We start from the raw sequence: 19,333 nt of genomic DNA, 5'->3' as shown, positions 1-19,333 counted from the left end.
TATCGGTCGTCATGCAGGCGTGTTATCTGGACGAACTCGAAGCATTACGCCGAGAACTGGATGAACTGGACACGTCGATCATCGATCTGCTCGCCAAGCGGTTCGAGGTCACCGGCAGGGTCGGCGTGCTCAAACGGGACGCGGATGCGGCGGCCGTGGACCACGAGCGGGAGCGGGAGATGTTCGCGCGGTTACGGGATCGCGCACGGGACAAGGGAATCAGCCCGGAGCTCGTGGAATCGCTGTACCGGCTCATCGTGTCCGAGGTCGTGGTGGGGCACCGCAGGACACGGGAAGGCTGAGCCCGGGGACCGGAACCGCACCGGGACGGCGATGACTACCGTGATCCCATGAGCCGCAGGCGAGCCCAGGTCCTCGATGCCGCGCTCGCCGTGATCGGCACGGCGGGGGTCCGTGGCCTCACCTATCAGGCGATCGATGCGCGCGCCGGGGTTCCCGCGGGGACCACGTCCAACTGGTTCCGCAATCGGGCCGCGCTGCTGCACGGTGTGCTCGCCCACCAGCTCGACCGGGATCGCGCCGAGTGGGAACGGTTCACCGGACGACCTCCGGCGAGCCTCGGCGAAGCGGCGGACACCCTTGCCGCGCTGGCGAACCGGCTCAGCGGGGAGAGCGGGGAACGCACCCTGGCCCGGTACGCGCTCTTTCTCGAGGCGACGACACATCCCGAGCTCGCCGGGTTGCTGCGCGAGGGGCGTGCCGCGATCCTCGACTGGGGCGAAACCTGGCTCGCCGGTCTCGGTCTTCCCGATCCGCGGGCGCGGTACCGGCGGCTGATCGGTCATCTGGACGGAATCGTGTTGCACCGGCTCACTTTTCCCGGCGAACCGTTCGATCCGGAGCCGGGCTTCCGCGCGATCCTCGCGGACTAGGGGTGTGGTCAGTCCCGGTCGTCCTGGCCGAGGGTGCGCTGCACCGCCTCCGTCGACCTGCCGAGCACCGTCGTGCCGTCGTCCGCGGTGATGATCGGCCGCTGGATCAGTATCGGATGCGTGGCGAGCGCTTCGAGCCAGCGATCCCGCTCGGCCGGGGTGCGGTCCCACTGCTCGAGCCGCAGTTCACCGGCGACCGCTTCCTTGGTGCGGGCGATGTCCCACGGTTCGAGGCCGAGCCGGTCGAGTACCGCGGCCAGTTCGGCCGCCGTCGGCGGGGAGTCCAGATAGCGCCGCACCGTGTAGTCCGCGCCCGCCGCGTCGAGCTGTTCGAGCGCCGAGGCGCACTTCGAGCATTCCGGGTTGATCCAGATCTCCATGGCACTCACTTGGGGTCTCGCGCGGTCGGGTGGGCGCACCGATTCTAGGGCGCGCCGGTTCCGGCGCCCCCGGATGCCGGTGGCACTGCGGAGGTTTCTGTGCAGAACTCTCTTTGCAGAGAAAGTTCTGCAAAACCGGCTCTGCAACCCTCGGGATCGGTGCAGGCGGACAGAAGCGGCTGTTCGGTCGTTTCCTGAACGAGCACACCCACTCACAATGAGTGTGGCCGAGGAGGTGAGGCGATGGCGCGGCGCAGGGGCAGAGGCTGGCTGTTGCTCGGCGTGATACTGGTCGTCGCGGTCCTGATCATCATCGGCATCCGCAACAACCGCTCCGGCCAGCCATCCCCGGGTGGACCGGACACGACCGCCCCGGAACACCGGGCGACTCCGGTGGTGCTCGTCCCCGGTTTCGCCGAACCGGACGGCGCCTTCGAACCGATGCGCAAGCGGCTGTCCGAACACGGCATCCCGAGCCAGGTGGTCCGGTTCGGGATGGGCAATCTCGGGGCGAGCAACACCGCCAACGCCGGCACGGTCAAGAAGAAGGTGGACGAGATCGTCGGCAAGGGCCGTGGCCGGGTGGACATCGTCGCGCACAGCATGGGCGGTCAGTCGGCGCGCTACTTCATCGAACGGCTCGGCGGCGCGGACCGGGTACGCAACTACATCTCGGTCGGCACCCCGCAGCAGGGCGCGGATCCGAACGACCCGTCGTTCGCCTACTGCAAACCGTTCCCCGATATCGACGTGTGCGCGGGCAGCAGGTTCATCCGCGCGCTCAACGCCGAGCCACCGCCGCGCGAGGTCGACTACTGGACCGTGCACGATACCGGCGATTTCCCCTCGACGGCCCTGCCGATGCCCGGACCGCACTGCGACATCACCACGCACGGCATCGGGCACGGTCAGCAGCCCGGTTCCCCGAGTATCAGCGCACTGGTGTTGCGCATACTGTCCGCGCACGGACGATGTAGCGGAATCGGAAAGCAGGTCGGCTAGCGAGGAGGACCCGGGATGGACGAGCTGAACAGGCGCACCATGCTGCGCGGTACCGCGATGGCGGGCGCCGCGGTGCCCATGGCGGCGAGCCAGGCGAACGCGGCGGCACCGGAGAACACCGAACCACCGAAGGGCGACTGGACACCCGAGGAGCGCGCGGACCGGGAACGGGTGCTCGCCGCCGGGTTCACCGAGCAGGAGGCGGACGCCTGGTTACTGCTCAACCGGGCCGGTGCCGCCCTGATCGCCCTGCCCCGCCTGCATCCCAGCGATGAGACCGAGCTCCCGCAGGATATTCACGCGCTACAGAACCGGCTCATGCTCCGCCCCGCCTACCGGGCCTATCGCAGCATGGCGCCCCGATAGGCCCGGTCAGCGCAGCACGGCGCGCAGCTCGGCGGCCGTGTCGGCGTCCAGTTCGTAGCGGTCGGCGCCATCCGGGGCGAGCGCGAAACTCACCCGCGTCCCGGTATCGGCCATCGCGGGCGGGCGCGGCCTGCGCGGGGCGGCGTGCAACTGGGAGACCCCGGTGCGCTCGGCGATCGCGCGCGCGTTGTGCGTGCGGACCCCGCCGCAGGCGAGGATCTGCACCGCGGTTCCCGCCTGGGCGACGAAGGCCGCGATCCGTTCGGCACCGTCCTCGGCCCGGTCGGCGCCACCGGAGGTGAGTACCCGGGTGACACCGAGCTCGGCCAGGCTGTCCAGAGCCCGGTGTGGTTCGGCGCAGACGTCGATGGCCCGGTGGAAGGTGAACTCCCGGCCCTGGGCGGCGGCGTGCAGTGCGGCGAGGGCGGCGCGGTCGAGCCGGCCGTCCGCGCGGAGCACGCCGGTGACGATCCCGTCCGCCCCGGCTTCCGCGCAGGTGGCGATGTCCTCGGCCATGGCGTCGATTTCCGCCGCCGTGTAGACGAATTCCCCGCCGCGCGGGCGGACGAGCACGTGTACGCCCGCGCTCCGGCAGACGCGGGCGGCCGCGCGGACGGTGCCGATGCTCGGGGTGAGCCCGCCTTCACTGCCCGCCGCGCACAGTTCGACGCGGTCGGCGCCGATCGTGTCGGCGACGCGTGCGCAGGGGAGCGAGTCGACCGAGAGTTCGAGGATCACAGCAGCTCCGGATCGAGTGCGGGCTCGGGCATGGACTCGTCGAAGGGGAACATCGGCCGCTCGATGGCGCGGTGCCCGAGCCGGAGCAGGTCCTGGTCCACTCCGCCCTTGGTGAGTGCGAGCATCCAGTCGGCGGCCATCGCGTAGAGCTCCGGTTCCAGATAACCGATCTTGACCACGACCAGATCGGCCGAGCGCGGATCCAGGCCGAGCGCGGTGAAATCGGATTCGAGGTGGTACGGCTTACGCCGGGCGGTGACGATCACGCGCAGCCCGCGATCGGCGAACACCACCGCGGTCCCGGCGACGGGATCCTCGGCGTCGATCGCGGCCACCCGCGCGGTCATGCGCACCGGGGGATGGATGGTGTCGATCCGGCCGCCGATCTCCACGGTGACCGTCTCGCCGACTCCGGCGGCCACGGCGGCGGCGACCGCGTCCGGATCGGTGATCGCCGCGTAGATCGTCCCGTTCGGACTGTCCACAACGGACGGGGTGGCCAGCAGGGTGGCCAGGGTCGCCGAGACATCCCCGGCACCGCCCGCGGTCGGATTGTCGCCGGAATCGCTGATGAAGTACGGCCGCGCGGTGGATGCCGCGGCCGTTTCCAGGCAGCGTTCCAGGCCCTCGGCCGGGGCCACGAAGGCGAATTCGGCGCGCGCCTGCCAGTAGGCCTCGGCGAGCAGCCTGGTCTGCTCGGTGATCACGGCCTCATCGTCGCCGGTCACGATCACCGAGGCCTGGCAGCGGGGTTCGTCCGCCCAGGCGTAGCCGACGAGCAGCGCCGCGTCGAGAACTCCCGGCAGCTGCTCGATCTCGTCGATGCGCGCGTAGACGCTCTTGGCCGGTTCGATGCGGGTACTGGTCTTCTCCCCGGGCAGCAGCACCGGAACCTGGGTCCAGCTCATCAGCGGTTTACCGCCGTCGGCGAGCCGGTCGAGCAGATTGCGCACCGCGCGCTCGCGGGTCTGCCAGGCATCGGTGTGCGGGGCCTTGCGGTAGGCGGTGAGCAGATCGAGCGCGCTCGCCAGCCGCCGGGAAACGTTGCCGTGCAGGTCCATCGAGGCGGAGACCAGCACATCGGAACCGATCACCGCGCGGATGCGCTCGATGAGATCGGCCTCCACATCGGTGCGGCCCACCACGCTCATCGCGCCGTGGATGTCGAAGAACAACCCGTCGAGCGGGCCCGCTTCGCGCAGCCCGCTCAGGATCTCCTCGGTGAGCGACTCATACGTCTCCGGGGTGACCGCGCCACCGGGCAGCGAGGTAGCGCGCAGGATCGGCACCCATTCGGCTCGGGTGCGCAGCTCGTCCTCCGCGCCGAGGAAGGGGTAGCGGTCCAGCAGTTCGGCACCGCGCTGGGTCAGGAAATCGTCCATCGTGGCGCGGTGCGGGGAGAAGGTGCTCGACTCGATCGCGATCCCGGCGATCGCGATCCTGGGCAGTTCGGTGGTCATACTCCTGCTTTCTCATCGGGTTCGGTTCGGGAGTCGGCCAGTGCCGCGAGCCGTTCGTCGAGCACCGTGTCGAGTACGAGCAGTCCGGCGCCGAACAGTCCGGCGTCGGCCCCGGTGCGTACCCGGGAAATCTCGAGGTTCCGGGTACTCAACGGAAGGCAGCGGTCGTAGAGCCCGGCGCGGACCGCGGCCACATAAGCCTCCGAAGTGGACAGTGCGCCGCCGAGCAGCACCGCGTCCGGATTGAAGAAGTTCACGATGGTGGCGAGCACCTCGCCGAGCAGGGAGCCCGCCGCGCGGACCGTGGTGATCACCTCGGGTTCGGCGTTTTCCGCGGCGCGCACCACATCCGAGGTGGACTCGACGGCCATTCCCTTGGCGCGCAACTGTTCCACCAGTGCAGCGCCGCTGGCCACCGCGGCGAAACAGCCCCGGATCCCGCAGCTGCACGGCAGATCGGCGCCCGCGGCGACGCGCATATGGCTGATATCGCCCGAGGCGTTGTCGTTGCCCCGGTACAGCGCGCCACCGACGATCACCCCGGAGCCGATTCCGCTTCCCGCCTTGACCACGACGAGGTTCTCCTTGCCGCGGTTGGTGACCCGGGCCTCGCCGATCGCCATCAGGTTCGCATCGTTGTCCACCACGACCGGGCAGTCGAAGGTGCGCCGCAGCGCGTGTGCCGCGTCGAATCCGCGCCAGCCGGGCATTCTGGACGGCAGGGTGACCGCACCGTCCTGGACCGGTCCGGGCAATCCGATCCCGGCGCCGAGCAGGACCCCGCTCGGGCGCACGGTGTCCAGCATCGTGTGCACCGCATCGTGCAGCGCGTCGAGTGTCGCTTGTGGACTCTCCCCGGCGCCGAGCGGGATCTCCTCGGAATGCAGCAACCGCCCGCCGATGTCCAGCACCCCGATCCGGGTGTGCGCCCCGCCGAGATCGGCCATGCACACGTATCCGGCCTCGGCGGCCACGGCGAGGGTGCGCGGTCGCCTGCCGCCCTGGGAGCGCCCGTGCCCGGTCTCGGTGAGCACTCCGGCGCGTAGCAGTTCCTGTACCCGCAGCGAGACCGTGGACTGTGCGACGCCGAGTGCCGTGGCGAGTTCGGTGCGTGAACTGGCCGCTCCGCTCGCGACGAGCTGGAGCACCCGTGCCGCCGAGGGGGATTCGCTGTCGACCACGCCACTTCCTTCGATCTTGGTTGAAGTAGGAATTATGTTGTTATTTTCACGTGACTATCTCTGATGGCTTTCGCGTGCTTCAATCATCGCCGTCTCAACAAGCGCAGACTTTAGCCGATGAATGGCGGATCTATCTATGTGGCGAAGGCGTCGGGTGGCGGTGTTACTCGCCGTTGCCCTTGTAGTACTGAGCGCGTGCGGAGTTTCCCCGCGCCAGCACGGCGGTGGCGGTGAGCACATGGTCGATGGCGGATCGGTGAGTTTCGCGCTGCCGCCCTCGGCCACCCCGAACTGGATTCTGCCGATCGGGGTCTCCGGCTACGGAGCCACCTACAACAGCGCGATCCGGAACACGCTCTATCCGCCGCTGTACCTGTTCGACAAGACCCCGAACGGCACACTCGGCATGGACGAGAAGGCGAGCGCGGCGCAGCCACCGGTCTACTCCCCGGACGGGCGCACCGTCTCGGTCACCCTGCGGAACCTGACCTGGTCCAACGGGAAGCCCGTCACCGCGCGGGATGTGGAGTTCTTCTACAACCTCGTCAAGGCGGGCAAGAAGCAGTGGTCGATCTACTCGGAAGGGCGGATCCCGGACAACATCACCGGATTCGAGACCACCGGGCAGCGCTCGTTCCGGCTGCACCTGGACAAGAAGTACAACCAGGACTGGTTCACCGCGAACCAGCTCTCCCGGCTCATCCCGATGCCGCAGGCGGTATGGGACAAAACCAGCGACAACGGCCCGGTCGGTGATTTCGACCGGAACCCGAAAACCGCGGAAAAGGTCTTCGACTACCTGGTCGACCAGGGAAAGCAACTCGGGAAATTCAGCACCAACCCGCTGTTCAAGGTGGTCGACGGTCCGTTCGCCATTCAGGAATTCTCCACCCGCGGCCAGGTCACGTTGCGCAGGAATCCGCACTACACCGGGCCCGATCCGGCCCATCTGGACATGGTGCGCTTCCAGACGTTCACCAGTTCCGCGGCGGAGTACAACGTGCTGCTCGCGGGCGGGGTCGACTACGGCTATGTGCCGACCTCCGATCTCGGCCAGCGCGCCAAACTGGAAGGGCTCGGGTACCGGATCACGCCATGGGACGGCTGGGCGGTCAGCTACATCCCCTACAACTTCAACAATCCGGCACTCGGCGCGGTGTTCAAGCAACGCTATGTGCGCGAGGCGATCCAGCGTTCGGTGAACCAGGACGGTATCGCGGACGTGATCTGGCGCAAGGCGGCGACCAAGACCTACGGACCGATCCCGCAGGGCACCGCCTCGAAGTATCTTTCCCCGCGACAGCAGCACAATCCCTACCCCTTCGATCTGGCGAAGGCGAAGCGGCAGCTCGAACAGCACGGCTGGCGTACCGGATCCGATGGGGTGGCCTACTGTGCGGACGCGCACGCCTGCGGTCCCGGGATCGGGAAGGGCACGAGGCTTTCGATGACCGTGCTCTCCGAATCGGGTTCGGACGAGACCACCGGGATGATCCAGGAGCTCAAGTCCTCGCTCTCGCGTATCGGGGTGGACCTGGAGATCAGCCAGCGCCCGCTGAACTCGGTGCTCGCCGCCACCGCCCAGTGCAAGCCCGCGGATCCCTCCTGCGGCTGGCAGCTGTCCTTCTTCGGTACCCAGGGCAGCTGGTACTACGACGCCGATCCGAGCGGGGAGCGGCTGTTCGGCACGAACGGGACCTCGAACCTGGGCAGCTACTCGAATCCGTACGCGGACGAGCTGATCGCCAAGACGAACGAGTCCGATGACCAGTTTGCGATGCGCGAGTACAGCGCGTTCCTCGCCGAGGACCTTCCGGTGATCTGGGTGCCCAACCCGGCCTATCAGGTCTCGGCGATCGATTCGGCGCTGCACGGGGTCACCCAGGATCCGCTCGCCGATCTGTATCCGCAGCGCTGGTACTGGACGAGGTGAGGGTGATGCTGCGCTATATCACGCGAAGGCTCGTGTTCGCGATCCTCGTGGTCTTCCTGGTCACCGTGCTGACCTTCGTGCTGCTGCACCTGCTGCCCGGCGGTCCGGCGCGCGGGATCCTGGGTATGGAGGCGACCCCGGACCAGATCGCGCGGTTCAACCAGGAGAAGGGATTCGACCAGCCGCTGTACACCCAGTACTGGGACTATCTCGTCCGGCTGCTGCACGGCGATCTCGGCGACTCGTACACCAAGAACGAACCGGTGTCCGCACTGCTGGCGCAGCGGCTGCCGAAAACCCTGCTGCTGACCGTGATCTACACGCTGATCGGGATCATCATCGCGCTGCCTGCCGGGATCTGGCAGGCGGTGCGGCGCAACCGCGCTGCCGACCACATCCTGACCACGCTGAGCTTCCTGCTCTACGCGACGCCGGTGTTCTTCCTCTCGCTGCTGCTGATCATCCTGTTCTCCCAGGTGTTGCCGTGGTTCCCGGCGCAGGCCGCGCAGGACGAGAGTTTCGGTTCGGTGCTCGCCGATCCCGGCTCGCTCGTGCTGCCCATCGTGGCGGGCGCGGCCACGGTGGTCGCCGCGTTCAGCCGGTACATGCGATCGTCCACATTGGACAACCTGGCGCAGGACTACGTACGCACCGCGCGGGCCAAGGGCACCTCGGAGCGCCGGATCATCGTTCGGCACGTGTTCCGGAACTCGCTCACCTCCGTGGTCTCCATGCTCGGCTACTACATTCCGGTCATCTTCGGCGGTGCGCTGGTGATCGAGTCGATGTTCAACTATCCGGGCATCGGGCTGCTGTTCTGGTCCGCGGCCCAGGAGCAGGACTATCCGGTGCTGCTCGGCGTGGTGCTGCTGATCGCCGTGGCGACGGTGGTCGGCTCGCTGCTCGCCGATCTCGCGCAGTTGTTCATCGATCCACGGGTGAGGACGGCGAAACGATGACCACCACAGAGACTCCGGAACGCACCCGCAGCGGGGTGCTGCGCAGGCTGATCCGGCACCGGCTGGCACTGGTCGGCCTGGTGATCCTGGTGCTGATGCTGCTGTTCTCCTTCCTCGGTCCGCTGATCTACGGCACCGATCAGGTGCACACCGATCTGGGCGCGGTGCGGCTTCCCCCGGGGGCGGGGCATCCACTCGGCACCGACGAGCTCGGCCACGATGTGCTCGGGCGGCTCATGGTCGCCGGGCAGGTCTCGCTGATCATCGGGGTGATCGCCGGGCTGATCGGGACCGCGATCGGCGCGGTGTGGGGCGCGGTCGCCGGATACAGCGGCGGCTGGCTGGACCTGGTGCTGATGCGCATCGTGGACACCGGGGTCGCGATCCCGGCGCTGTTCCTGCTCCTGGTGGCCGCGACCCTGGTCACGCCGAGCGTGGGCATCCTCGCCGTGCTGATCGGCGTGGTGTCCTGGCTGGTGCCCGCGCGGCTGATGCGCGCCGAGACGGTGACCATCGCCGAGCGCGATTACATCCGGGCGCTGCGGGCGATCGGGGGCAGCCGGACCCGCGCGGTGTTCCGGCACATCATCCCGAACGCGATCGGCACGGTGATGGTGAACGTGACCTTCCAGATCGCCGACGCGATCCTGCTGGTCGCCTACGTCAGCTTCCTCGGCCTCGGCGTCGCGCCACCGCAGACCGACTGGGGCGCCATGCTGAGCAAGGGCATAACCTACACCTATGACGGGGCCTGGTGGTTGATCGTGCCGCCGGGTATCGCGATCATCCTCGTCGTCGCCGCGTTCAACTTCATCGGCGATGGACTGCGGGACGCCTTCGAAGTCAGGAAGCGAGCGGCACAGTGAACGATGTTCTCAGGGTGCGCGACCTCGGGGTCCGGTTCGACACCGAGGCGGGCGAGGTCACCGCGCTGGACGGGCTGAGCTTCAGTCTCGGCGAGCGGGAGATCCTGGCCGTGGTCGGGGAATCCGGCTCGGGCAAGAGCACCATGGCCATGTCGGTGCTGCGGCTGCTCGGCGGCGCGGCCACGGTTTCCGGTTCGGTGGAGCTCGACGGCGAGGATGTGCTGGCGCTGCGCGGTGAACAACTGCGCAGGGTGCGGGGCAAGCGGGCCGCGATGATCTTCCAGGAGCCGATGACCGCGCTGAACCCGCTGCAGCGTATCGGCGCGCAGATCGCCGAGGCGCTGCGCAACCACGATCCGGAACCCAAGCGGCTCACGCACTACCGGGACCGGGTGCGCGAACTGCTCGAGCGGGTGGAGATCGACGATCCGGACCGGAGGATGCGCCAGTACCCGCATCAGCTCTCCGGAGGGCAGCGCCAGCGGGTGCTCATCGCGATGGCGATCGGCTGTGAACCGCGGCTGCTGATCGCCGATGAACCCACCACGGCCCTCGATGTGACCGTGCAGGCCGGAATCCTGGACCTGTTGCGCCGCATCCGGGACGAATCCGGGACCGCGATCCTGCTCATCACGCACAACATGGGCGTGGTCGCCGACATCGCCGACCGGATTCTCGTGCTGCGTGCGGGAAAGCTGGTGGAACAGGCGAGTTCCGTGCAGCTGTTCGCCGCCCCGGAGCAGGAGTACACCCGCGAGCTGCTGGAGGCGGTGCCACTGCTCGGCGGGCGTGCCGAACCGTCCACTGTGGACGACAACGGCCCTGCGCTCGAACTGGAACGGGTCACCGTGCGCTACGGCGGCGGGGTCAAGGCGGTGGACGAGGTCTCGCTGCGCGTCGGGCGCGGGGAACTGCTCGGACTGGTCGGCGAATCCGGATCGGGGAAGTCCACGATCGGTGGCTGCGCGCTCGGCCTTGTCCGGCCGGATTCCGGTGCGGTGCGCCTGTTCGGCACCGATCCGCACCGGGCCAAGCGCCGTGAGGCACTGGCGCTGCGCCGCAGGATCGGGGTGGTGTTCCAGGATCCGGGCTCCTCGCTCGATCCGCGGATGACCATCGGGCAGTGCATCGCCGAACCGCTGCAGGTGCACGGCGAGGGCACGAAGTCCGCGCGTGCCAAGCGGATCGCCGAACTGCTCGACGCGGTGGAACTCGGCGCGGGCGTGGCCGACCGGTTCCCGCACGAACTCTCCGGTGGCCAGCGCCAGCGGGTGAGCCTCGCGCGGGCGCTCGTGCTCGGCCCGGATCTGCTCATCGCCGACGAACCGACCAGTGCGCTCGATGTCTCGGTGCAGGCCACGGTGCTCGAACTGCTCGCGCGGCTGCACCGGGAACTCTCCTTCGGCTGCCTGTTCATCAGCCATGACCTCGCCGTGGTGGACAATGTCTGCGACCGGGTCGCGGTGCTCAACCGGGGCCGGGTCGTGGAGCAGGGCGAGCGCACCGCGGTGCTCGGGCACCCGAGCGAGGACTACACGCGCAGGCTCGTGCTCGCTTCACCGGTGCCCGATCCGGTCGCGCAGGCCGAACGCAGGCGCGCGAGGACAGGGGAGAAATGACCGAGCAGATCTGGGCCGGGGTGGACATCGGTGGCTCGAAGATCCTCGCGGTGGGTGTGGACGAGCACGCGAACGTGCTCGCGCGCGCCCAGTTCCCGAGCCCCGCGGCGCACGGTGCCGCGGCGATCCTGGACGCCGCCGCCGAAGCGGTGCGCGTGGTGCTCGCCCGCGCGGGCGGAACCTGCCGGGGGATCGGTGTCGGCGCGGCCGGGGTGATCGATCCCGAGGCCGGGACCGTGGTCGCGGCGAGCGGGTCGTTTCCCGGCTGGACGGGCACCAAGATCACCCCGGAGCTTTCCGCGCGGTGCGAGGGGCTGCCCGTGGCCACCGACAACGATGTGAACATGTTGCTGCTCGGGGAGATCTTCGCGGGCGGGGACACTCCGGTGCGGCACGCGCTCGCGGTCGCGCTCGGTACCGGGGTCGGCGGCGCGCTGCTGGTGGACGGCTCCCTGTTGCACGGCGGAGGGCCGGGCGCGGGCGAGATCGGGCACATCGGCCGGTTCGGCGATGCGCCGTGCACCTGCGGCCAGATCGGGCACCTGGAGTCCTACGCCTCGGGCCGGTCCATCGCGCGGCGCTATGCCGAGGGCAGCGGGGAACAGGCGGACGCGGCCGAGGTCGCGGTGCGCGCCGGGGCGGGGGATCCGGTTGCCGTCCGGGTGTTCGCCGAGGCGGGAACCCATGTGGGCGCGGCGATCGCGGACGCGTGCGGGCTGCTCGGAATCGAGCTCGCGGTGCTCGGCGGCGGGGTCGCCGGGGCCTGGCGGCTGCTCGAACCCGCGATGACGCGGTCACTCGCCGAACGTCCGCTGCTGACCGGTCGCCCGGTGCAGGTCCGGCCCGCGCGGCTCGGCGAGCTCGGTATCGCGGTCGGCGCCGCGCTGCACGCGCGGTCAGCGGCGTGAGCGCCCCTCGCTGCGGAGTTCGCGCAGCAGTTCCTCGATGCCGGGATGGTGCACCGAGGGCAGGCGCAGCACGGAGAGGGTGCGCGAGCCGAGGGTGAGAATTCCTTCACTGACCCGGATGTTCGGGTTCGGGCGGGTGCCGAGGGTGAGCTCGGGGACGATCGTGGCGCCGAGCCCGTTCGCGACGAGGGAGAGCAGCGTCGGCGCGTTGGCCGCACCGATATCGCGTTCGTCGAGGGTGATCCCGTGCTCGCGGCTCAGCGTGCGCAGTTCGCGCTGGCTCGCCGGGTCGAGCGAGGAGGTGAACCACGGGCGGGCGAGCAGTTCGGCGGGTTCGTCGCCGACCGGCCAGGAGCGCGGCACCAGCACCCGGAGCGGGTCCTCGAACAGACTGGTCTCCACCAGATCCGGCGCGCGGGCGGGTTCCCCGGGCCCGGGCCGCTGGCTCAGCAGCAGATCGAGCCGTCCTTCGCGCAGCGCTTCGACGCCCTCGGTCTCGGTGGTCTCCCAGATGCACACGTTCAGGCCGGGATTCGTGGTGGCCAGTCGCAGGACCACCGGGGCGAGCAGTTCACTGAGCACCACCGAGAACCCGCCGATCCGCACCTGGGCCACGGGTTGTTCGCGGAATTCGCTGACCGTGGCATCCACCGCGGCGAGCGTGTCCGCGAGCGTCTCGGCGTGCTCGGCGAGGGCGTGACCGGCCCTGGTGAACTCTGCCGCGCGCCCACCGCCACGGCTGCCCCGGTCGATCAGCGCGATCCCGGTCTCCGCCTCCAGTTTGGTCAGCTGCTGGGAAACCCCGGACGGGGTCAGGTGCAGCATCCGGGCCGCGGCGCACCGCGCGCAGGATCAGCAGCCGCCGGGGATCCACGGTCATTCACTCAGACTACATACCAGTTCAAATCATTTCACTAACACTGAACTCCGGCTCCCGGTCATAGTGACAGGGTGCAAGACAGCCGAGAACTGCTCGATCAGGCCCGCGCCGCACTCGTGGCGCTTGCCGGGAAACCGCCGGATGCGGTGCTGGACCGGGATGTGTGCCAGACCCTGTGTGCCCTGCGGGATGTGCTCGCCGCGCTGGGCCCGGTCGTGGACCGCCTCGCGGAAGGGCTGGACCGCCCCGAACGGTTCGCCGCGGTGGACGGGCCGTTCGCCCCGGACGCGCGAGAGGCCGCGGAGACCGCACGGATGTGGTTGCGGCGCACCGGTTTCCTGCTCGCGGCCGGTACGGCGCGGCCGATGGACAACGCGCTCATCGCGGCGGGCGGGCTGATCACCTGTCCCGGCGGTGGTACCCGGGAACGTCGATGCTCCAGGCTATGACCCGGCGCGCCCTGATCCGCAGCACCTCGAGCTCGAATCCGGGAAACAGCGGCGAATCCAGCCGGTGGATCGTGGCGCAGCCGCGCAGTTCCACCCCACGGCCGTGCCCGTCGAGGACATCGTCGACCACGAAGGACACCCGCGGATCGGCGAGCACGTTGCGGTATTTGCGGGAGTCGCTCAGCTGCGTGCCGCCGATGTCCACGCCGACCGGGGTGACCCGGAACCAGACCGGATGATTCTGTGGGCCGCCGGGACCGATCGTGGCCAGCCTGCCGATCTCCTGGCCGCGTAGATAGCGCAGTTGTGCCTGAGTGAACACCATGCTCCGATCCTGCGAGCTCCACCGCGGTGGAGGTCAACTATTCTCGGGCCGGTCTGCGAAGGGAGCTGTACATGGCTGCGCGAAGTGCGCCGAGGTTTTCCCGTGAACTGCTCGGTCTCGGGCTCGGCGGGCTGGTCCTGATCGAGCTGATCGTGCTCGTGGAGAACGGGCCGCGGTTGATCGGGCAGATCCTGATCGCGGTCGCGGTGCTGGGCATCCTCGCGACGCTGTTCTTCGTGCTGCGCCGTTCCGCCCGTGCCGAGCGGGCCGAGGAACGGCAGAGCAAAGCGGGTGCCGAGGAAGTGGAGCGCTGGCTGCGCGACCAGACCTGAGCGTCCCGCCGATGATGCGCCGTGACAGGCTCGCCGGGTGATCGCCTGGCTCGTGATCGGCGGGGTGAGCCTCGCCGCGTGGTTGTGGTTGCTGTTGTGCCGCGGGTTCTTCTGGCGTACCGGCCAGCGGCTTCCGCGGGGTGGCGAGCCACGGCACTGGCCATCGGTGGCGATCGTGGTGCCCGCGAGGGACGAGGCCGCCGTACTCCCGGAGAGCCTGCCGAGCCTGCTCGATCAACGGTACCCGGGCCGGGTCGAGGTGATCCTGGTCGACGACGGCAGCACGGACGGCACCGGCGCGCTCGCGAGCCGGATGGCCGCCGAGCACGGTGGACTGCCGTTGCGGGTCGGCACACCGGGCGAACCACCGCCCGGCTGGGCGGGCAAGCTGTGGGCCCTCGACCACGGCATCACCGCGGCCGGGGCGGTGGACTACCTGCTGCTCACCGATGCGGATATCGCACACGAACCGGATTCGCTTGCCCGGCTGGTCGCCGCGGCGCACGAGGGGCGGGATCTCGTCTCCCAGATGGCGCGGCTGCGCACCGATACCGGGTGGGAACGGCTGATCGTGCCCGCCTTCGTGTACTTCTTCGCGATGCTCTACCCGTTCCGCTGGGTCAACCGGATGTCCTCGCGGGCGGCCGCGGGCGCGGGCGGTTGCGTGCTCGTGCGCCGCGCGGCGCTCGCCGAGGCCGGTGGGGTGGCCGCGATCCGGGGCGCGGTGATCGACGATGTGGCGCTCGCCCGGCTGATCAAGGGCGCCGGCGGGCGGATCTGGCTCGGCCTCGCCCAACGGGTGCGCAGTGTCCGGCCCTATCCGCGGCTGGCCGATCTGTGGCAGATGATCGCCCGCAGCGCCTACACCCAGCTGCGTTATTCGCCACTGCTGCTCGCCGGAACCGTGCTCGGACTGGCGCTGATCTTCCTCGGCCCGCCCGCGGCCACGATCGCCGGTGCGGTGCTCGGTGCGCCGCTTCCTGCCCTGCTCGGCGGCGCGGCCTGGCTGCTGCTGGCCGCCACCTTCGCGCCCATGCTCCGGTACTACCGGCAACCGGTGTGGATCGGCCCGCTGCTGCCCGCCGTCGCCGTGCTGTACACGCTGATGACCCTGGATTCCGCGCGACGGCACTATTCTGGGGCGGGCGCGCGGTGGAAGGGCCGCACCTATTCGAAGGGGTGAGCATGGAGTTGACCCGGCAATTCTCCTGGCGGGGCCGCACGGTCGCCTGGGAGACGTTCGGCAGTGGAACCCCGGTCGTGCTGTGTCACGGTACGCCGTGGTCCGCATGGCTGTGGGAACCGTTCGCCACGGCGCTTGCCGAGGAATACCAGGTCTTTCTGTGGGACATGCCCGGATACGGCAGCTCCTCGAAGGACCCGGAGCACGACGTCGACCTCGGTGTGCAGGGCGAGTTGTTCGCCGAGCTGCTCGAACACTGGGGCCTCGAGCGCCCGCACGTGATCGCGCACGACTACGGGGGCGCGGTCTCGCTGCGCGCGCATCTGGTGCACGGCAAGGAATTCGCTTCGCTCGCCCTGGTCGATGTCGTCGCACTGCGTCCGTGGGGATCGGCGTTCTTCCGTCTGGTGGCCGAGAACGCGGAGGTGTTCGAGCAACTGCCCGGCAATATCCACAAGGCGGCGGTCGAGTCGTACATCGCGACTGCGAGTCATCGCGGGCTGACCGCCACGCAGCTGGACGCGCTGACCGGCCCCTGGTGCGGCGACGAAGGGAAACCGGCCTTCTACCGGCAGATCGAGGAAGCCGACGAGTGCTACACCAACGAAATCCAGGACCGCTACGGTGAAATCGCCATCCCGGTCACGGTGATCTGGGGTGCCCAGGACTCCTGGATTCCGGTGGACCGGGCGCACCGGCTCGCCGAATGCATTCCCGGGGCCAGGGCCACGATCATCGAGGGGGCCGGGCACCTGATCCAGCTCGACGCCCCCGTGGAGCTCGCGATCGCGCTGCACCGCTGGCTCGGCTCGGTCACCGGCTAGCGGGCCTCGCGCACGAAACTGTAGAGGCCCAGCGGGGCCGGTGGCGGTAGCGGTTCCCCGGAACCGGTCTGGAAGGCCTGCATGAGATAGGCGACGAGCCGGTGCGAGGCCGCGATCGCCGCTTCGGGTTCCTCGGTGGCGAGGCCGCTGTTGGCCATGAGCAACAGGGTGATGTCGGATCGGGTGAACTCCGGGCGCAGCCGACCGGATTCCTTGGCGCGGCGCATCAGTTCGTCCAGTATCTGCTCGGCGCGCACGCGTTGCTCCTCGAACTCGGTCGCGTCCGGGAAACTGGTCAGCAGGGCGGCGGTGAATCCGCGATCGGTGGCCTGGGTCGCGCACACCTGCTCCAGTGCCCGGCGGAATCCGCGCCAGGGATCGGGATCGGCGAGTGCCCGCTCCAGCTCCGCGCGGCATTCGGCGAGCTGTTCGCAGAGGACCTCGGTGACCAGTGCCTCGCGGGTGGGAAACCGCCGGTAGAGGGTGGCCGCGCCGACCCCGGCCCGGCGCGCGATCGCGGCCAGCGGTACGTCGAGCCCACGCGCCGCGAACGCCTCGCTCGCGGCCTCGAGGATGCGATCCCGGTTGCGCTGCGCGTCGGCCCGCAGCTCGTTCTCGGTCGGCGGAGAGTCCTGAGCTACCTGAGAACGGGTTATCTGAGAGTGCTGTGCGGGCATCGTCTCTCACCTCGGCGCTATGTGGATGGTGCCATCCGGTTACGGCGTTAGCGTGATCGTAACGACCGATGGGAAGGGAAAGCCAATGCGCGCCGCACTGTACGACGAATACGGAACACCGGATGTGCTCTATGTGGGGAACGTACCGAAACCCGAGGCCGGACCGGGTCAGGTCCTGGTGCGGGTCGCCGCGACGAGTGTGAACGGCGGCGAGCTGCACGCGCGGTCGGGCCGGATAAGGTTCCTCACCGGACTGTGGGCTCGAGGTGAACAGGGCCCGAAGCGGACCGGAATCGACTTCACCGGGGAGATCGCGGCGGTGGGACCGGGGGTTTCCGGGTTCGCGCCGGGGGACCGGGTATGGGGAGTGCTCGGGCGTGCGATGGGCAGCGTTGCGGAATTCCTCGCCGTGCCCGCGAATCGTGTCGCCCATGCCCCGCGGGAGCTGGACCTGGTGCAGGCGGCCGCGCTGCCCGTCGGGACGACCGCGGTGACCGCGCTGCGGGACAAGGCGAAACTCCGCGCGGGGGAGCGGCTGCTGGTGCGCGGGGCCAGCGGCGGGGTCGGCAGCATCGCCGTGCAGCTGGGCGCGGCACTCGGCGCTCGGGTGACCGGGCTCGCCGGGACGCGCAACCTGGACCTCGTCCGGGAACTGGGTGCCGCGGAAGCCGTCGACTACCGCAAGACCGGGGTGGCCGAGCTCGGCAGGTTCGACGTGGTCCTCGATACCGTCGGCACCGATCTGCGCGGTTCCCGGGCCGCCCTGGCACCGGGCGGGCGGATGGTCTCGATCGCGTTCGACACGGAACGGCCGGTGTCCTCGATCGGCTACATCCTCGGTTCCACGGTGTTCGGCAAACAGCGGGTGCGGTTCTTCAGCGGGAACCCGTACCAGGCGGATCTGGCCGAACTGACCCGGCTCACCGAGAACGGCCTCATCGCCCCGGTGGTGGACCGGGTGCATCCGCTCGCCGACATCGCGAAAGCGCACCAGGACCTGGAATCCGGTGGGGTGCGCGGAAAGATCCTCGTCGAGATCGGCTGACCGCGTGCTGCGCGGAGTGTTCGGTGTCGTGGCGGTAGCTGGGTGGAGCGAACTCTGGTTTGCCGTTGCGGATGCGGACTTCCCATTCGGTGTTGTGGATCGCTGTGTGGTGGTAGGCGCACAGCAGCAGCATGTTGTCCTCGGTGGTGAGTCCGCCGTTGGCGTGATGCCGAATGTGGTGTGCCTCGGTGAGGGCGGGCGGCTTGTCGCAGTCGGGGTGGGCGCAGCCGCGGTCTCTTGCGATGAGTCGGCGTCGGAGTTTCGGTGGTGCGGTGCGGTCCCGGCATCCCATGTCGAGTACTTCGCCGTCACTACCGAGGACGGTGGGGATGATTCCGGCGTCGCAGGCGATGCGGCGTAGTCGGGTGGCGGGGATGGTAGTGCCGTCCATGGTGGTGCCGTGGCCGATGCCTTCGCGCAGGGATTCTTCGGTCATGGTGACCATGACGGTGAACGGTTCTCCTCCGTTTTCGGGGAGATTCTCCGGGCTCGCAGCGAGCTGGACGATGTCGGCGAACGCATCGGCATCCCGTTCACTCGGCCGTCGAAGCTCCGGGCCGCGGGTTTTGCTCAGCACATCGAGGACACTGCGTAGTTTCAAGCCGTTTTCCTGGTCCAGGTGGCCTTCGATGCGCCAATCGTGGTTGTGCTGCCGCAGCCAGATCTCCCGTCGTGGTCGCGAGGGGTCCCGATCGTTTGGTGGGTGACCATCCGGATCGAGGCGGGCGTGCAGTTCCCGGATCGGGCGGCTCAACTCACGCGGACCAGTTTCAGCGGCGATCTGCGCCAGGCAGTTTTCCGCGACCGGCCAGGATTCTCCGGTCAACACATCCGCGGGCAACTCCGCGGCGAACTTCCGGATCCGATCCACATGCTCACTGCCGAGTTCCCCGCGTGCATAGGTTTCCGCGGTATTCGGCAACTCCGGCGACAGTGGCTCACCGCTGATTCCCAGCGCTCCGAAAAGCGCTCGCGCGCGATCCGCAATCCGGCGCGCCTCGCCCAAACCGACCCGCGCCACATCCTCGACCATTCGCGCAGGTGAACCACGATAGCCGAACTCCACCGGAGCACCGTGTTTATCAAGCAGTGCAACAAGATTCAGGATCTCGGCTTCGGTTCGACGTAACAATGTGAACCGTTCGCCGAGTTCGGTGAGCATTTCTCTGTTCGACGATGCTCCGATCGGTGGCATCGTCGAACTATCCCCAGTGTTCATGCCATGAATAATAGCAGAAAAGCGATCAGAATTAAGTGGCTCGATCGGGTATCGCCGGAATGGACTAGAACAACGAGCGCCGGCTCATGCCGCG

General features: G+C 68.9%; 22 protein-coding genes. 14 read left to right on the top strand and 8 right to left on the bottom strand.

Annotated features, from left to right (window positions below; all coding sequences use genetic code 11):
* Positions 1-11 precede the first annotated feature (11 nt).
* Positions 12-302, top strand: a complete 291-nt coding sequence (locus AD72_RS11040) for a chorismate mutase (protein WP_037345344.1) — start codon at positions 12-14, stop codon at positions 300-302.
* Positions 303-350: 48 nt separating this feature from the next.
* On the top strand, positions 351-893 hold the full coding sequence (locus AD72_RS11035) for a TetR/AcrR family transcriptional regulator (RefSeq protein WP_031466370.1): 543 nt from the start codon (positions 351-353) through the stop codon (positions 891-893).
* A gap of 8 nt (positions 894-901) precedes the next feature.
* Here the strand turns inward: AD72_RS11035 and AD72_RS11030 are convergent, their stop codons facing one another.
* A complete protein-coding gene (locus AD72_RS11030) occupies positions 902-1,273 on the bottom strand; it encodes an ArsC/Spx/MgsR family protein (protein ID WP_031466369.1) in 372 nt (123 codons plus the stop codon).
* Positions 1,274-1,516: 243 nt separating this feature from the next.
* Between AD72_RS11030 and AD72_RS11025 the strand changes: the two genes are divergently transcribed.
* Positions 1,517-2,275: an esterase/lipase family protein gene (locus AD72_RS11025; RefSeq protein ID WP_031466368.1), complete on the top strand. Its 759-nt coding sequence runs from the start codon at positions 1,517-1,519 to the stop codon at positions 2,273-2,275.
* Between the two features lie 15 nt (positions 2,276-2,290).
* Complete coding sequence (locus AD72_RS11020) at positions 2,291-2,641, top strand: hypothetical protein (protein WP_031466367.1); 351 nt, start codon at positions 2,291-2,293, stop codon at positions 2,639-2,641.
* Between the two features lie 6 nt (positions 2,642-2,647).
* Here the strand turns inward: AD72_RS11020 and AD72_RS11015 are convergent, their stop codons facing one another.
* From AD72_RS11015 to AD72_RS11005, 3 genes are read right to left on the bottom strand one after another with little or no spacing between them, the layout of a single operon-like run.
* The gene (locus tag AD72_RS11015) at positions 2,648-3,379 is read right to left on the bottom strand and encodes a copper homeostasis protein CutC (protein ID WP_031466366.1); all 732 of its coding nucleotides are present in this window, start codon (positions 3,377-3,379) and stop codon (positions 2,648-2,650) included.
* Entirely contained in the window at positions 3,376-4,839 is a 1,464-nt protein-coding gene (locus AD72_RS11010) for a M81 family metallopeptidase (RefSeq protein WP_031466365.1), read from the bottom strand. Before AD72_RS11010 ends, AD72_RS11015 begins: the two co-directional genes overlap by 4 nt.
* Complete coding sequence (locus AD72_RS11005) at positions 4,836-6,020, bottom strand: ROK family transcriptional regulator (protein ID WP_037345342.1); 1,185 nt, start codon at positions 6,018-6,020, stop codon at positions 4,836-4,838. Before AD72_RS11005 ends, AD72_RS11010 begins: the two co-directional genes overlap by 4 nt.
* A gap of 238 nt (positions 6,021-6,258) precedes the next feature.
* Here AD72_RS11005 and AD72_RS11000 point away from each other — a divergent pair, with 238 nt between their 5' ends.
* From AD72_RS11000 to AD72_RS10980, 5 genes are read left to right on the top strand one after another with little or no spacing between them, the layout of a single operon-like run.
* A complete protein-coding gene (locus tag AD72_RS11000; RefSeq protein ID WP_082468869.1) occupies positions 6,259-7,953 on the top strand; it encodes a peptide ABC transporter substrate-binding protein in 1,695 nt (564 codons plus the stop codon).
* A gap of 5 nt (positions 7,954-7,958) precedes the next feature.
* Positions 7,959-8,912, top strand: a complete 954-nt coding sequence (locus tag AD72_RS10995) for an ABC transporter permease (RefSeq protein ID WP_031466362.1) — start codon at positions 7,959-7,961, stop codon at positions 8,910-8,912.
* The gene (locus AD72_RS10990) at positions 8,909-9,778 is read left to right on the top strand and encodes an ABC transporter permease (RefSeq protein ID WP_031466361.1); all 870 of its coding nucleotides are present in this window, start codon (positions 8,909-8,911) and stop codon (positions 9,776-9,778) included. The genes AD72_RS10995 and AD72_RS10990 overlap by 4 nt, the downstream gene beginning before the upstream one ends.
* The gene (locus tag AD72_RS10985) at positions 9,775-11,397 is read left to right on the top strand and encodes a dipeptide ABC transporter ATP-binding protein (RefSeq protein ID WP_031466360.1); all 1,623 of its coding nucleotides are present in this window, start codon (positions 9,775-9,777) and stop codon (positions 11,395-11,397) included. Before AD72_RS10990 ends, AD72_RS10985 begins: the two co-directional genes overlap by 4 nt.
* The gene (locus AD72_RS10980) at positions 11,394-12,305 is read left to right on the top strand and encodes an ROK family protein (RefSeq protein WP_031466359.1); all 912 of its coding nucleotides are present in this window, start codon (positions 11,394-11,396) and stop codon (positions 12,303-12,305) included. The genes AD72_RS10985 and AD72_RS10980 overlap by 4 nt, the downstream gene beginning before the upstream one ends.
* Here the strand turns inward: AD72_RS10980 and AD72_RS10975 are convergent.
* Entirely contained in the window at positions 12,294-13,130 is an 837-nt protein-coding gene (locus AD72_RS10975) for a LysR family transcriptional regulator (protein WP_031466358.1), read from the bottom strand. The two genes, AD72_RS10980 and AD72_RS10975, sit on opposite strands and share 12 nt — an antisense overlap.
* Positions 13,131-13,256: 126 nt before the next feature.
* On the opposite strand from AD72_RS10975, the gene AD72_RS10970 reads away from it, so the two are divergent.
* Positions 13,257-13,634, top strand: a complete 378-nt coding sequence (locus AD72_RS10970) for a hypothetical protein (protein ID WP_031466357.1) — start codon at positions 13,257-13,259, stop codon at positions 13,632-13,634.
* Here the strand turns inward: AD72_RS10970 and AD72_RS10965 are convergent.
* Entirely contained in the window at positions 13,585-13,959 is a 375-nt protein-coding gene (locus tag AD72_RS10965) for a pyridoxamine 5'-phosphate oxidase family protein (RefSeq protein WP_031466356.1), read from the bottom strand. The two genes, AD72_RS10970 and AD72_RS10965, sit on opposite strands and share 50 nt — an antisense overlap.
* A 71-nt stretch (positions 13,960-14,030) precedes the next feature.
* Between AD72_RS10965 and AD72_RS10960 the strand changes: the two genes are divergently transcribed.
* The 3 genes from AD72_RS10960 to AD72_RS10950 are packed head-to-tail and all read left to right on the top strand — an operon-like array spanning position 14,031 to position 16,298.
* Entirely contained in the window at positions 14,031-14,291 is a 261-nt protein-coding gene (locus AD72_RS10960; RefSeq protein WP_031466355.1) for a hypothetical protein, read from the top strand.
* 37 nt (positions 14,292-14,328) lie between these two features.
* Positions 14,329-15,474 carry a glycosyltransferase gene (locus AD72_RS10955; protein ID WP_031466354.1) on the top strand — a complete coding sequence of 382 codons (1,146 nt, stop codon included), beginning with the start codon at positions 14,329-14,331 and terminating at the stop codon, positions 15,472-15,474.
* Between the two features lie 2 nt (positions 15,475-15,476).
* Positions 15,477-16,298 carry an alpha/beta fold hydrolase gene (locus AD72_RS10950; RefSeq protein WP_031466353.1) on the top strand — a complete coding sequence of 274 codons (822 nt, stop codon included), beginning with the start codon at positions 15,477-15,479 and terminating at the stop codon, positions 16,296-16,298.
* Here the strand turns inward: AD72_RS10950 and AD72_RS10945 are convergent.
* Positions 16,295-16,975, bottom strand: a complete 681-nt coding sequence (locus AD72_RS10945) for a TetR/AcrR family transcriptional regulator (protein WP_082468868.1) — start codon at positions 16,973-16,975, stop codon at positions 16,295-16,297. The genes AD72_RS10950 and AD72_RS10945 overlap by 4 nt on opposite strands.
* 85 nt (positions 16,976-17,060) lie before the next feature.
* Here AD72_RS10945 and AD72_RS10940 point away from each other — a divergent pair, with 85 nt between their 5' ends.
* Complete coding sequence (locus tag AD72_RS10940; RefSeq protein ID WP_031466351.1) at positions 17,061-18,020, top strand: NAD(P)-dependent alcohol dehydrogenase; 960 nt, start codon at positions 17,061-17,063, stop codon at positions 18,018-18,020.
* On the opposite strand, the gene AD72_RS10935 is transcribed toward AD72_RS10940, so the two are convergent.
* Positions 17,911-19,239, bottom strand: coding sequence for an HNH endonuclease signature motif containing protein (locus AD72_RS10935; protein ID WP_082468867.1), 1,329 nt, complete (start codon positions 19,237-19,239; stop codon positions 17,911-17,913). The genes AD72_RS10940 and AD72_RS10935 overlap by 110 nt on opposite strands.
* Positions 19,240-19,333: the final 94 nt, after the last annotated feature.

It is taken from the genome of Sciscionella sediminilitoris (assembly GCF_000737195.2).
Taxonomy (GTDB): Bacteria; Actinomycetota; Actinomycetes; order Mycobacteriales; family Pseudonocardiaceae; genus Sciscionella; species Sciscionella sediminilitoris.
This window is presented reverse-complemented; position numbering and strand designations above follow the sequence as displayed.

Excerpts from the sequence above, each read along its gene's own strand:
- AD72_RS11040 (WP_037345344.1), top strand. The coding sequence starts at position 12 with ATGCAGGCGTGTTATCTGGACGAACTCGAAGCATTACGCCGAGAACTG.
- AD72_RS11035 (WP_031466370.1), top strand. The coding sequence starts at position 351 with ATGAGCCGCAGGCGAGCCCAGGTCCTCGATGCCGCGCTCGCCGTGATC.
- AD72_RS11030 (WP_031466369.1), bottom strand. The coding sequence starts at position 1,273 with ATGGAGATCTGGATCAACCCGGAATGCTCGAAGTGCGCCTCGGCGCTC.
- AD72_RS11025 (WP_031466368.1), top strand. The coding sequence starts at position 1,517 with ATGGCGCGGCGCAGGGGCAGAGGCTGGCTGTTGCTCGGCGTGATACTG.
- AD72_RS11020 (WP_031466367.1), top strand. The coding sequence starts at position 2,291 with ATGGACGAGCTGAACAGGCGCACCATGCTGCGCGGTACCGCGATGGCG.
- AD72_RS11010 (WP_031466365.1), bottom strand. The coding sequence starts at position 4,839 with ATGACCACCGAACTGCCCAGGATCGCGATCGCCGGGATCGCGATCGAG.
- AD72_RS11000 (WP_082468869.1), top strand. The coding sequence starts at position 6,259 with ATGGTCGATGGCGGATCGGTGAGTTTCGCGCTGCCGCCCTCGGCCACC.
- AD72_RS10995 (WP_031466362.1), top strand. The coding sequence starts at position 7,959 with ATGCTGCGCTATATCACGCGAAGGCTCGTGTTCGCGATCCTCGTGGTC.
- AD72_RS10990 (WP_031466361.1), top strand. The coding sequence starts at position 8,909 with ATGACCACCACAGAGACTCCGGAACGCACCCGCAGCGGGGTGCTGCGC.
- AD72_RS10980 (WP_031466359.1), top strand. The coding sequence starts at position 11,394 with ATGACCGAGCAGATCTGGGCCGGGGTGGACATCGGTGGCTCGAAGATC.
- AD72_RS10975 (WP_031466358.1), bottom strand. The coding sequence starts at position 13,130 with ATGCTGCACCTGACCCCGTCCGGGGTTTCCCAGCAGCTGACCAAACTG.
- AD72_RS10965 (WP_031466356.1), bottom strand. The coding sequence starts at position 13,959 with ATGGTGTTCACTCAGGCACAACTGCGCTATCTACGCGGCCAGGAGATC.
- AD72_RS10960 (WP_031466355.1), top strand. The coding sequence starts at position 14,031 with ATGGCTGCGCGAAGTGCGCCGAGGTTTTCCCGTGAACTGCTCGGTCTC.
- AD72_RS10950 (WP_031466353.1), top strand. The coding sequence starts at position 15,477 with ATGGAGTTGACCCGGCAATTCTCCTGGCGGGGCCGCACGGTCGCCTGG.
- AD72_RS10945 (WP_082468868.1), bottom strand. The coding sequence starts at position 16,975 with ATGCCCGCACAGCACTCTCAGATAACCCGTTCTCAGGTAGCTCAGGAC.
- AD72_RS10940 (WP_031466351.1), top strand. The coding sequence starts at position 17,061 with ATGCGCGCCGCACTGTACGACGAATACGGAACACCGGATGTGCTCTAT.
- AD72_RS10935 (WP_082468867.1), bottom strand. The coding sequence starts at position 19,239 with ATGAACACTGGGGATAGTTCGACGATGCCACCGATCGGAGCATCGTCG.